Source organism: Chryseobacterium sp. RR2-3-20, from assembly GCF_017808115.1.
Lineage (GTDB): Bacteria > Bacteroidota > Bacteroidia > Flavobacteriales > Weeksellaceae > Chryseobacterium > Chryseobacterium oryzae.
The window spans coordinates 1-13,337 of record NZ_JADQBD010000003.1; the positions used below are offsets into that span (position 1 = coordinate 1).

The following is a 13,337-nucleotide window of genomic DNA, read 5'->3' on the forward strand; positions in this document are numbered from 1 at the left end:
AAGAAACTACGCCAAAACTTTTGAAGGTTTTAAAACAAGAATTTTGGCTAAAATTACAACCCTTACAACTATTCAGTTTTTGAATAGATTTATTTTTGACAGAAATATAAACAACCTAAAAATAAATCTCGTTTGATAGTGCACTACGAGTTACTTTTAATCTTCAGGCAACAGCAAATTATAAAATTTCAGAAAACTGGACTTCTAAAACAATTGTTTCACGAAGCAGTACAAAAACAGAAGGTTATTATCAATATTTATGGGATCAGTCTAATGGAAAAGACTTTACTAGATTTATTGCTGATGTAGGAGGAGAAACCAACACCACAGGAATTCAGCAAAACTTTGTTGGTAATTTAAATTTCGGAAGTGTTAAAAATAAATTATTAGTTGGTTTAGATTATTTCCAAAGAGATTTTATTCAAGGAGGAACAGGATGGATTGGCTATGGAACAGTAAATATTGTTGATCAAACTGATACTAATGCAGGTGTACTAACAAAATCTTCTGTTTCTGCAGCTTTAGAAGGAGCTGGGCAAAAAATCGGCCACGCTCAAGCAAAAATATACAGTGCTTATGTTTCTGACGTGGTAAACATTTTGCCTAATTTATCTGCAATGTTAAGCTTAAGAGTAGATCATTTTACAGGTAGAGCAAGTGCTTATGCTACTGATGATTCTAAAGAACAAACCACCTTGTCTCCAAAATTAGGATTAGTTTATCAACCAATTCCGGATAAAGTTTCTGTTTTTGGTAATTATATGAACGGATTCCGAAATGTAGATCCTTCTACAGTACAAATTACAGACAATCTTGGAAATGTATTAAGCAGTGAACTCCGTTATTTTGATCCAGAACATGCTAATCAATGGGAAGTTGGGACAAAAGCAAACTTAGCTGGTGATAAATTCTCTATTACTGCAAGTTATTACAGCATCAATGTGAAAAACAAAGTGATGGGTAATGGTGTCAATATAAATCAAGGAGGAGAAGTTGACAGTAAAGGGTTTGAAGTAAGTGTTTTAGGAAGCCCAATTCCAGGAATGAATATTATTGCAGGTTATAGCTATAACGACAGTAATGTTGTAAAAGGTGATGAAGGTTATCCAGGTCACAGAACAGAAGATGCAGGACCGAAGAATTTGATTAATTTTTGGGGAACATACAAAATACAGGAAGGCTCTTTAAAGAATTTCGGGATCGGTTTCGGAGGGAATTCTGCAAGCAGATTTTACACACTCAACAGAGGTGAAATCGGAGCATTTCCGCTTCCTAGCTACATTATTATGAATTCTTCTCTTTCATATACAGAAGACAGATACAGCATTATTTTAAAATTAGACAATATTGCTAATAAAAAATATTTCTCCGGTTGGTCTACTGTAACGCCTCAGAGATTAAGAACCTTATCTTTAAGTCTGAATTATAAATTCTAATACCAGAGAAAAAACAATCAATCATCTGCCAAACTGCGCAAGTAGTTTGGCAGTTTCATTTAATCTAATTTGAATTAATCTAAATAAAAATAGAAAACCTATCTTTGTATAACTCTAGAATTCATGAAGAAAAAACATCATCCAAAAAAGAAGCCCGGTAGATTTAAAAAATGGACAGGAAAACTGCATCTGTGGTTCGGTCTATCTATTGGCATTCTTATTTTTATTATTTCGATAACAGGAGCTCTGTATGTTTTCAAAGATGAAATAGAAAACTTTAGCCGCAAAGAAGTAATTTATCATAACGAAAAAAATATAGACCTAAAAAAGACGCTTCCTATTCGGGTATTAGAAAAAGCCGTTGAAGAGCAAGTTCCGGAAAAATTTAAAATACATTGGGTAAATGTTCCTATCGATAAAAAAATGTCTTATCAGTTTTACTGGTACGAACACGACACTCATGGGACATGGAATTATTTTGATGAATTTCCTATTTACAAATCGGCATACGTAAATCCTTATACTGGAAAAGTTTTAGAGGTTTTTGATGAGAAAAACGGTTTTTTTCAAATCATAAAAAGCATCCATTGGAGTTTCTTGCTTAAGCAGGATTGGGGAAAATATGTTGTGGGAATTCCTGTAATTATCTTTATAATTATGCTTATTTCCGGAATAATATTATGGTGGCCCAAGAACAAAGCCGCCCGAAAACAGAGATTTTCATTCCATTGGAAAAATGTTAAAAGCTGGAAAAGAAAAAATTATGATCTACACAATATTTTCGGATTTTATGCTTCCGTATTTGGTTTAGTTTTTGCGATTACCGGTCTATTTTATGCGTTTTTTGCTGTACAGGCAATGATTTATGTTATATTCTCAGGAGGAAATACGGTGTATCCGGATTTCTCGCACATTACTACAAAAGCACCCATCGAAATGCGTAACGAAACCACGCTCGACAAAGTAATGGCAACAGTAGAGAAAAAATATCCGCAATCGTATGGCTACTCAATAGATTTGGGACACGAGCACTTGGACGATCATGAACATACTAACTTTTCGGTTTTTGTAAAACATTTATCGTATTCTTATCATAAAAACAGCAGTTTAATTTTTGATGAAAATTCAGGAGAGCTTCTCCACACCCATAATCATGAAGATAAGAATTTGGGAGAAAAAGCTATCGCCGCCAATTACGATGTACATGTAGGTTCTATTTTGGGTCTTCCTACTAAAATAATAGCTTTTATAGTAAGCTTAATGTGTGCATCACTTCCAGTAACAGGATTTCTAATTTGGTGGGGAAGGCGTAAAAAAGCTAAAAAGACAGTGTCGACAAATCATAATTAAACAATTATTTTTTCTCATTAATAAATGATTAATTCAATCTTTTTTATAAATTTATTGCTTCTAAAATTATAAAGCAAGAAATGTCATTAGTAGATTTGTCTAAACAGGTTGCATTAGGTATCGACATCGGTGGAACCAATACTAAATTTGGTTTGGTTAACCACAGAGGTGAAATCTTAGTAAAAGGATCTATACCCACAGATCGCTATGCCACTCCGGAAGAATTTGTAGATGCTCTTTATAAGGAAATTCAACCTATGATTGAAAATCATTGCAAAAATGGTGTTGAAGGAATTGGTGTAGGTGCTCCTAATGCCAATTATTATAAAGGAACGATAGAACTGGCTCCCAATTTACCCTGGAAAGGAATCATTAATTTCGCAGAACTCATGTCCGCTAAATTTAACAGCCCATGTAAAATGACCAATGATGCCAATGCTGCAGCTTTAGGTGAAATGATGTATGGTGCAGCAAGAGGAATGAAAGATTTTATCATGATTACTTTGGGAACCGGCGTTGGAAGCGGAATTGTTTCTGGAGGTCATTTAATCTACGGAAACGATGGTTTTGCCGGAGAATTAGGCCACACTATTGTAAAACCAGGCGGGAGAAAACATTGGAGTACAGGTTCTGAAGGAAGTTTAGAGTCTTATGCATCCGCTACAGGAATTGCAATCACCGCTAAAAAAATGAGAGCAGAATTTCCAGACTCCATGCTCAATCAGTATCCGGAAGAAGAAATAAACTCTAAAACAGTACACGAATGTGCCGTAAAAGGAGATCCAGTCGCTATTGAGGTCTTTAGATATACCGGACAGAAATTAGGTGAAGCATTAGCAAATTTTGTAATGTTTTCTTCACCTGAAGCCATTCTTTTGTTTGGTGGAGTCATCAAAGCCGGAGATTTCATCTTAAAACCTGCTAAACTTCACATGGAAAGAAACTTGCTGCCTATTTTCAGAAATAAAGTAAAATTAGTTTTCAGTGAGCTTGATGAAGCAGACGCAGCCATTCTTGGAGCCAGTGCTTTGGTATGGGAAAAATAAAATGAAGAGCAAATCATCACATAAAACAAAAGCATCCAATGAAGGATGCTTTTTTGGTATATTGAAAGAGAATATTCTATATATTTTCAGAGAACTGTTTCAAAAGATCTGTTAAGGTATTCACATCATGTACTCCGCTTTGCTTGTACAGCAGCTCACCATTTTTAAAAACTGCCAGAGTAGGAACTCCCCTTACACCAACTTGTGCCGCAATTTCCGGATATTGGTCTACATCCAGCATCATAATTCTGGCAGATTCGCCAATATTTTCCTTTACTTTATTCAGAACCGACGACTGAACCTTACACGGTTGACACCATGTTGCAAAAAAATCTATAAGAACAGGACGTTCAGAATTAATAACTTCCAGAAATTTTTGTGACATTCACAATGGTTTTAAAGTGTTTTAGACTGACATACAAAATTAGTTAATGGTAGTTTTTCTGTTTTTTTAATTCCATTAAAACCTCCATCAATTTCAGTAAAATTTCTGATTCCGTGAGAGTTTAGGATACTCGCTGCAATCATACTTCTGTATCCACCTGCACAATGAAGAAAGAAATGCTCAGAATTATCTATCCCCGAAACCCATTCACTAATCATATCTAAAGGTCTGTTATAGGCATTTTCGATATGCTCAGCAGAATATTCAGAAATTTTTCTTACATCAATTACTTTAGCTTGGCTGTTAAATACTTCTGCAAATTCAGAAGGCGAAATTCTATTAACTTGGTCAGTTTCTTTGCCTGCATTTTTCCACGCAATAAATCCACCCTTCAAATAACCCAAGACATTATCGAACCCTACTCTACTCAATCTTGTAATAACTTCTTCTTCCGTTCCTTCATCAGATACAAGCAATATAGGCTGCTTCACATCTACCACCAAAGCGCCTACCCACGGTGCAAAATCTCCTTTTAAACCTACATTAATTGAATTTGGAATAAATTCTTTGTAAAAATCTCCCGGACTTCTCGTGTCTAAAATCAACGAACCTGTTTCTTCGGCAAAACCTTCAAAATCTTCAGCTGAAATAGGATTTAAACCTTTATTCATCACTTCATCAAGACTTTCATAACCTCCTTTATTCATGGCAACATTCATCCCGAAATATTTTGGGGGTGCGGTAAGACCCTCTAAAACTTCTCTCACAAAAGATTCTTTATCTGGCTGATTTAGAGCATAATTTGTTCTTTTCTGATTTCCCAAAATATCTACCGTTTCTTTCTGCATATTTTTTCCGCAAGCCGAACCCGCACCATGCGCAGGATAAACAGTAATACTGTCATCCAAAGGCATTATTTTATTCTGCAAACTGTCGTATAAAATCCCTGCAAGATCTTCCTGAGTTACACTTCCCGCTTTTTGGGCTAAATCCGGTCTTCCAACATCTCCTAAAAACAAAGTATCTCCGGTAAAAATAGCTGTTTCAACGCCATTTTCGTCAATAAGAAGATAGGTTGTACTTTCCATGGTATGCCCTGGAGTGTGAAGAACCTTAATCTTTATTTTTCCAACTTCAAAAATTTGATTATCTTCTGCTATAATTGCCTCAAACTGAGGTTCCGCGGTTGGTCCGTAAACGATCGGTGCACCCGTTTTCTTACTTAAATCTAAGTGTCCTGAAACAAAATCTGCATGAAAATGCGTTTCAAAAATATATTTTAAGGTTACTTTATCTTTTTCCAGACGGTCAAGATAAGGTTTTACTTCTCTCAGCGGATCTATAATTGCCGCTTCATTTTCAGATACAATATAATATGCACCTTGAGCAAGACAGCCTGTATATATTTGTTCAATCTTCATTTTAATAATGCGTTTATGTTCATTCAATATGCAAAAATCGACTTTATTTTTATAAAAAGCATTATCGTTTCACAATAGCTTTTCATAGACCTGGTCTATTTTGAAAAAAATTTCTCAATTTATTTTATGTAAAAAGGCTTTATTTTGTTGATATTAATACCCTTCTGGATTCTTATAAGTAAATATTGTTTCTTTTTTACTTTTTTGGAAATATAACTTATTCTCCTATTTTTGTCTAAAAATAAATCCCCAACTTCATTGTATAATTTTTAATGAAATTAATGACAAAATTCTGTAATAAATGCTAAATTAGGTTTATTTTTTCAATAAAATCTACTTTCCGGATGTGATATACAACAGCTTGTTTTAATATTCTCAAAAAAATTATCTTTAAAAAATAAAAATTCAAATGGCAGACAAAACAAAATTTATTGAAGAGCTCAGTAAAAGATACACTCCGAGTGGAGATCACATTATATTAGGAAAAGGGATGTTAGACGGTGAAGTTGTTACCGAAGTGAACGTTACCATTCCCCTAAAAACCATTAACAGACACGGCTTAATTGCGGGAGCCACCGGAACCGGAAAAACAAAAACACTTCAGGTATTTGCTGAACAGCTTTCTCACGCAGGAATCCCTTCCTTAGTTTTAGACATTAAAGGAGATTTTTCCGGAATTGCCGAAGCCGGAAAAATGAATCCAATTATCGAGGAACGTTATGCCAAAACTCAGCTTCCTTACAATCCGCAGGCTTTTCCTGTGGAACTGATGAGCATTTCGGGTGAAAAAGGTGTAAAATTACGGGCGACAGTAACAGAATTCGGTCCCATTTTGTTATCTAAAATTTTGGAATTAAACGATACACAGCAAAGCATTATGTCTATCGTTTTTAAATATTGTGATGATAAAGGACTTCCGTTAATTGATCTGAATGATTTAAAGAAAGTTCTTCAATATGTAAGCGATAACCCTCAGGGAAAATCCGAATTAGCAGCAAATTATGGATCTATTGCTCCTGCTTCTTTAGGAGCAATTCTAAGATCTATTGTTGCTTTAGAACAGCAGGGAGCTTCAGATTTCTTTGGAGAACCCAGTTTCGATGTACACGATTTGCTGGAAACCCGAGATCGAAAAGGTGTGGTAAATATTTTAAGAGTTGCAGACATTCAAAATAAGCCACAACTGTTCTCTACTTTTATGCTTTCACTTTTTGCTGAAATTTACATGACTTTTCCTGAGGAAGGCGACAGTGGAAGGCCAAAACTCGTTTTGTTTATCGACGAGGCACATTTAATTTTTGATGAATCTTCTAAAGCGCTGGTTTCTCAAATTGAAACCATGGTAAAACTCATTCGTTCCAAAGGAGTGGGAATTTATTTTATTACTCAAATTCCGGGGGATGTTCCGGAGAATGTACTTTCGCAGTTGGGACTAAAAATTCAGCATGCATTAAGAGGATTTACAGCTAAAGACAAAAAAGAAATCTCGAAAGCGGTAGAAAACTATCCGACAACCGAATTTTACAATGCTTCAGAATTAATTCAGAATCTGGGAATTGGAGAAGCTTTTGTGACTGCTTTAGACGAAAAGGGAATTCCTACCCCACTTGTTCAGACTTACTTAATTTCTCCTGAATCGAGAATGGATGTTTTGAGCGATTCTGAAATTTCAGACTTAACTTCAAAATCGGCTTTGGTTGCTAAATACGAAAACTCTGTAGACCGCGAATCTGCTTACGAAATTTTAGCCAAAAGAATGGAACAGGCAGTAGAAAATTCTGTATCTTCTCAAAAAACAAAACCCGTAAAAGAAGAGCCCGGAATGTTTGAACAAGTCATGAAAAGCAGCGCGGGAAGAACATTTGCAAATACATTAATGCGAGAAGGTGCGAAAGCTATTTTGGGAATGCTTGGTTTAGGAGGAAGAAAAAGAAGATAATCAGTTTACGGGGAATTTTATTATTTTAGCAGATTGCGTTAAAAAAACTGTCGGTTAAAAGGTTTGGTTTTTGATTGTTGTATTGTAAGATAAAAATAAATGTATTCAATTATAGATATAGAAAGTAATGGTGCAGGTTTCAGAAAAGAATGCATTATAGATATCGCCATTTATCGTTATGACGGTCACAAAATTGTAGATCAGTTTATTTCTCTGGTAAACCCCGAAAGCGATATTACTCCTTTTGTACAGAAACTTACCGGTATTACGCCCAAAATGGTGAAAACAGCACCGAAATTTCACGAACTGGCAAAAAGAGTGGTAGAAATTACTCAAAATACAACTTTAGTAGGACACAATATTGATTTCGATTACAGAATGTTGCGGCAATCGTTCAGCAGACTTGGCTACGATTTTAAAATCAACACCTTAGATACAATTCCTTTAGCTAAAAAACTGATTCCGGATGAAGCAAGTTATTCTCTTCAAAAGCTGGTAAAATCTTTGGGAATTCCGTTAACCAACGCTCACAGAGCAGATGGCGATGCAAGAGCTACTCTAGAGCTTTTTAAACTTCTTGTTTCTAAAGATACAGAAAATGAGATTATACAGAAGCAGCACGAAGAGAGCAACGCAAAGAACTACATCAACAAAATCAAAGAATTAACTCAGGATTTACCTCACGAAAAAGGATTTGTTTATTTTCAGAACAGCGATGGGAAAATTGTTCTATCCGACTATGTTCAGGATGTTAATAAATATTCCAAAAAACTGTTCAATTCCAAATCCAAAAAATGGGAAAAGGTACAAAATGATACAGAGCAGATTCATTTTGAACTTACAGGCTCTGATATTATTGCAAAACTGATGTTAAATTCTAAAGGAATTAAGAAAAGAGAAGTATTTCCTTATGGTTTATATTTTAGAAATCAGAAATATATTGTAGAAAAAAATAATCTGAATAAAGAAGAAAAACCTATTCTTAAATTCAAGGCTTTTACACAAGGAATGAAGGCAGTGCATTTCATCAACGAGAATGAGGAGTTCAAAACGCCAGAAAATCTTTCAAAAAAAATAGATTTTAGAAAAACAAATGAAATTTGGCTAGGATCAGGAAAAAAAATGGGAGAAAAACTTTTTATCGTTATTAAAAACGGAAAGCCAGAATCCTATGGTTTTTATGAACTTTTCACCCAAATTCAGACCTTGACTAAAGTTTCTAAACTGAAAATAGACTTACCACTTCCTGCTTCAGATTTAATTAGCGACCTGCAATTGGCTTTGCTTCGTGGTGATTTCGAAACACTTCCGTTACCACAATAAAAAATGTTATTGTTAGCATTTTTCTTTCATATAAAAAAGAAATAGTATTTTTGCTAAAATTAAACAGAGCAATGCAAAATTTTAAACAAAATAAAACCGGAAAAAAGGGAGCTGTAAAGTTCTCTAAGGTTTGGAATATTTAAAAGAGTAGCTTGCATAAAATAATCATTGCGGCAGACTCTTTTCGAAGAATCTGCCGTTTTTTATGTCAAAATGAAATTATGAATTCAAAAGATTTACTTAAGATTGCCAATGAATTTGGTACGCCGTTGTACGTTTACGACGCAGATTCGATTAAAGCTCAATACGAAACACTTTCTTCGTCTTTTCTAAAACACACTAAGTTTTTTTACGCAGCAAAAGCTTTAACCAACATCAATATCTTAAAGTACATCAAAAACTTAGGTGCTTCTTTAGATTGTGTTTCCATTAATGAAGTAAAACTTGGCTTAAAAGCAGGCTTCACCAAAGAAAAAATACTTTTCACTCCCAATTGTGTAGATTTAGCCGAAATTGAAGAAGCAATGCATCATGGAGTGCATATCAATATCGACAACATTTCAATTTTGGAACAGTTTGGGAATAAATACGGAAATTCTTATCCTATTTTTGTGAGAATTAACCCACACATTTATGCGGGAGGAAATCATAAAATCTCTACAGGACATATTGATTCTAAATTCGGAATTTCTATCCACCAAATGCGACACATTGAGCGTGTTATGAAATCTACGAACGTTAATGTTGAAGGTCTTCACATGCACACGGGAAGTGAGATTAAAGACCCTGAAGTTTTCATCCAAGCATTAGAAATCATGCTGGATTTAGCAGAAAATTTCCCCAATTTAAAATATCTGGATATGGGAAGCGGTTTCAAAATTCCTTATCAGGAAAGCGAACTGGAAACCGATGTAAAAACTTTAGGCAAAAAAGTAGAAAAAGTACTTTCGGAATACACTAAAACTACCGGAAGAAAGTTTGAACTTTGGTTTGAGCCGGGAAAATTTCTGGTAGGAAAAAGCGGTTATCTTCTAGTGAAAGCTAATGTAATTAAACAGACTACGGCGACCGTTTTCGTGGGAGTGAATTCGGGATTCAATCACTTAATTCGTCCGATGTTTTACGATTCTTATCATGAGATTGAAAACCTTTCTAACCCTAAAGGTGCCGAAAGAATATATACCGTTGTTGGAAATATTTGTGAAACCGACACATTTGCATGGGACAGAAAACTAAATGAAGTAAGAGAAGGCGATATTCTGGCTTTTCACACCGCAGGAGCTTATGGTTTTGAGATGAGTTCTAATTTCAATTCCCGATTAAAGCCTGCTGAAGTTTTATTTTTAGAGGGAAAAGCTCATCTTATCCGAAAAAGAGACGAATTTGAAGATTTACTGAGAAATCAGATAGAAGTTTTATAATTCAAGTTCAATAAAGATTTCAGGAACTTCATTATTTATAGTGAAGTTCTTTTTTGGCTCAATTTTTACTGTTCTTTTCAATAAGAATGATCATTTACTTTTAAAAAAATCTATATATGAAAACACTTACCTTTTTATTCGCTTTACTTACAGCAAATCTTGCATTTTCTCAGGTAATAGACGAAAGAGACGATTCTTTTATTATGGAAAACAATAAGAATCTCATCAAAATAGATATTAAAGAACCATTTATGCAGGTTGCAGTAAAAGGATGCAATAATTTTGAACCGGCAAGTTTCGAAGGAGGAGCTGCGGCTTACAAAGAAATCCTGTCCAAATACATGTATACTTATCTGAATTCCGATTTTTATACTCTATCCGGAGATTTTACTTTCACATTAACCATTGATGCTATGGGCAAGGTTGTAGATGTTACCGGAGAACCTAAAGTGCTGAACAGCGAAGTTTTCTTCGATGATATGCAGTATATAGTAAGACGAATTAAGAAAAACTGGAAACCCGCAATGTGCAACGGAGAACCTGTAAAATCTGAAATGAAATTAAAAATGAATTTCTCTTCTCTATCGGCAGATATGTAGAAAAAAACTATTGAAGTTTAAATTTTAGAAAATGAATAATTTTTAATATTCAAATTCCAAAAAATATATTGAGCTGTTGTACTTTTACGACAGCTTTTATTTTTCAACATGAATAGAATTATCATTTTCTCTTTAATGCTTTTTTCGGCAGCTGTAAGTGCTCAGATATTATATAAATACCCTAAAGATCAGGATTATTATGAAGGCGGCAGAGAAGCATTCTTCAAAGATCTTCAACAGATTACAGTAAATAACAATTACAAACCTTGTGATAAACAAGAGGCTTTAGCGATGAGATTTGTGGTATATCCGGACAATACCGTTAAATATGTAGCAGATGAGGACACAAAAGCCGTTGAAAACAACAAATGCCTCAAAGACAAAGTACTGAACGCCATTTCTCAGACAAAAAAATGGAAATCAGCCGAAGTTGATGGAAAAAAAGTACCCGCTATGTTTTTTGCCAGTTTCTCTGATGACTTGTTATTTAATAAGCCAAATGAACGTTCAGATTTCACTCTGCCGGTTTATATGTATAAAGATAAAGAAAGCGACATTATGAAATTTCGGGATAATTTTATCAAGTGCTTCGACAACAGCTATCGTTCTGATAATAATTATTCTTTCACAATTTATTTTGATGTTGATACCCATGGAGAAGCAACATTTTTCCACATTGATAATATTTCTAACTTAGACAAGTTTAACGAAATGGTAATTAAATGTGCCTCCAACACCAAAAAATCTTATTGGAAACCCGCATTATATAAAGGAATTCCTGTAAAACATTACTTTAAATTACCTGTTACCCTTAAGGTAAACTAATACCTCGGAAACAAAATTTCTCTCCTGCCATTCTGTCACAATATTTTGTATCTTTGCAAACTGAATTGATTTGAAATCTGATGCTTGATGTTTGAAATTGCCCAGCAGTTTAAACATCAAATCCTGAATTTTAAATCTCAAATTTTAAAGACCGTGCAGGAAAAATATATAGACGAAACTAAACAGGGCGAAGCTTTTGCCATAGCTGAAAAGGAAGGAAATTCCAAAAAATTATTTTTGGAAAGTTATGGTTGCCAAATGAATTTTTCAGATTCGGAAATTGTAGCTTCTATCTTAAACGAACAAGGTTACAACACAACGTTGAAAGTAGAAGAAGCAGACCTGATTCTTCTTAACACCTGCTCCATTCGTGAAAAAGCTGAGCAAACTGTTAGAATGCGTCTTTCACAGTTCAAAAACCTGAAAAAAGAGCGTCCGAGCATGACGGTTGGCGTTTTAGGATGTATGGCAGAAAGACTTAAAACTAAATTTTTAGAGGAAGAGCAACTTGTTGATTTAGTTGTAGGTCCCGATGCATACAGAGATTTACCCAATCTTTTAAAAGAAACCGAAGACGGAAGAGATGCCATTAATGTTATCCTTTCTAAAGAAGAGACCTATGCAGACATCAACCCGGTTCGTTTAGGCGGAAACGGCGTTACAGCTTATGTTACCATCACAAGAGGCTGCGATAATATGTGTACTTTTTGTGTAGTTCCTTTCACAAGAGGCCGAGAAAGAAGCAGAGATCCGCATTCTATTCTTGAAGAATGCAAAAGCCTTTCGGAAAGCGGATATAAAGAAATTACATTATTGGGGCAAAACGTAGATTCTTATTTATGGTACGGTGGCGGTCCTAAAAAAGATTTTGAAAAAGCCTCTGAAATGCAAAAAGCAACGGCAGTAAATTTTGCTCAATTGCTGGATTTGGTTGCTAAAGCTGTTCCGGAAATGAGAATCCGTTTTTCTACATCCAATCCGCAGGATATGAGTTTAGAGGTATTCAGAATGATGGCGAAGCATGACAACATTTGTAAATATGTACATTTACCTGTACAAAGCGGAAGCAACGCAATGTTGGAAGCGATGAACAGACAACATACCCGTGAAGAATATTTAGATTTAATAAAAAAAGCAAAAGAAATCGTTCCCGAAGTGGCTTTCTCCCAAGATATGATTGTAGGTTTCTGCAACGAGTCTGAAGAAGATCATCAAGATACACTTTCTTTAATGAAAGAGGTTGAATATGATTACGGATATATGTTTGCGTATTCAGAAAGACCAGGAACTCCCGCACACAAGAAAATGGAAGACAACATTCCTGCAGATGTTAAACAGAGACGTTTGGCAGAAGTAATTGCTTTGCAGGGAGAATTATCCAGAAAGCGAATGAAGTCTTATGTAGGAAAATCTCATCAGATTTTAATTGAAGGAATTTCTAAAAAGAATAAAAACCAATGGAAAGGAAGAAATTCTCAAAATGCCGTTTGTGTATTCGATATGCTTGAAGGACAGAAAATTGGTGACATTGTGGATGTTTTTGTTTTTGATAATACACAGGGCACACTTTTAGGGGAAACCGTAAAGTAAAA

The 13,337-nt window shown here is 34.7% G+C and carries 11 protein-coding genes and 1 pseudogene; 10 read left to right on the forward strand and 2 right to left on the reverse strand.

Annotation, left to right across the window (positions count from 1 at the left end; all coding sequences use genetic code 11):
• From IV513_RS01110 to IV513_RS01125, 4 genes and pseudogenes are all read left to right on the forward strand, one after another.
• Window positions 1–136, forward strand: a pseudogene (locus tag IV513_RS01110) (IS982 family transposase); the annotation flags it as partial.
• A complete protein-coding gene (locus tag IV513_RS01115; RefSeq protein WP_209388763.1) occupies window positions 126–1,436 on the forward strand; it encodes a TonB-dependent receptor in 1,311 nt (436 codons plus the stop codon). The pseudogene IV513_RS01110 and the gene IV513_RS01115, both read left to right, overlap by 11 nt.
• 123 nt (window positions 1,437–1,559) lie before the next feature.
• Window positions 1,560–2,786 (forward strand): PepSY domain-containing protein, encoded by a 1,227-nt coding sequence (locus IV513_RS01120; RefSeq protein WP_209388677.1) that lies wholly within the window; start codon window positions 1,560–1,562, stop codon window positions 2,784–2,786.
• Between the two features lie 80 nt (window positions 2,787–2,866).
• On the forward strand, window positions 2,867–3,832 hold the full coding sequence (locus tag IV513_RS01125) for an ROK family protein (RefSeq protein ID WP_209388678.1): 966 nt from the start codon (window positions 2,867–2,869) through the stop codon (window positions 3,830–3,832).
• Between the two features lie 76 nt (window positions 3,833–3,908).
• Here IV513_RS01125 and IV513_RS01130 read toward each other — a convergent pair whose 3' ends face one another.
• On the reverse strand, window positions 3,909–4,217 hold the full coding sequence (locus IV513_RS01130; protein ID WP_209388679.1) for a co-chaperone YbbN: 309 nt from the start codon (window positions 4,215–4,217) through the stop codon (window positions 3,909–3,911).
• Between the two features lie 11 nt (window positions 4,218–4,228).
• Window positions 4,229–5,638: a rhodanese-like domain-containing protein gene (locus IV513_RS01135; protein ID WP_209388680.1), complete on the reverse strand. Its 1,410-nt coding sequence runs from the start codon at window positions 5,636–5,638 to the stop codon at window positions 4,229–4,231.
• Window positions 5,639–6,047: 409 nt separating this feature from the next.
• On the opposite strand from IV513_RS01135, the gene IV513_RS01140 reads away from it, so the two are divergent.
• The 6 genes from IV513_RS01140 to miaB all read left to right on the forward strand — a co-directional run bounded on the left by IV513_RS01140 (window position 6,048) and on the right by miaB (window position 13,335).
• Window positions 6,048–7,577: a helicase HerA-like domain-containing protein gene (locus tag IV513_RS01140; protein ID WP_209388681.1), complete on the forward strand. Its 1,530-nt coding sequence runs from the start codon at window positions 6,048–6,050 to the stop codon at window positions 7,575–7,577.
• Window positions 7,578–7,676: 99 nt separating this feature from the next.
• Window positions 7,677–8,900, forward strand: coding sequence for a PolC-type DNA polymerase III (locus IV513_RS01145; RefSeq protein ID WP_209388682.1), 1,224 nt, complete (start codon window positions 7,677–7,679; stop codon window positions 8,898–8,900).
• Between the two features lie 221 nt (window positions 8,901–9,121).
• Window positions 9,122–10,321: a diaminopimelate decarboxylase gene (gene lysA, locus IV513_RS01150; protein ID WP_209388683.1), complete on the forward strand. Its 1,200-nt coding sequence runs from the start codon at window positions 9,122–9,124 to the stop codon at window positions 10,319–10,321.
• Between the two features lie 116 nt (window positions 10,322–10,437).
• Entirely contained in the window at window positions 10,438–10,920 is a 483-nt protein-coding gene (locus IV513_RS01155) for a hypothetical protein (RefSeq protein ID WP_209388684.1), read from the forward strand.
• A gap of 108 nt (window positions 10,921–11,028) precedes the next feature.
• Window positions 11,029–11,745, forward strand: a complete 717-nt coding sequence (locus IV513_RS01160; protein ID WP_209388685.1) for a hypothetical protein — start codon at window positions 11,029–11,031, stop codon at window positions 11,743–11,745.
• Window positions 11,746–11,898: 153 nt separating this feature from the next.
• Window positions 11,899–13,335 carry a tRNA (N6-isopentenyl adenosine(37)-C2)-methylthiotransferase MiaB gene (miaB, locus tag IV513_RS01165; RefSeq protein ID WP_209388764.1) on the forward strand — a complete coding sequence of 479 codons (1,437 nt, stop codon included), beginning with the start codon at window positions 11,899–11,901 and terminating at the stop codon, window positions 13,333–13,335.
• Window positions 13,336–13,337 lie beyond the last annotated feature (2 nt).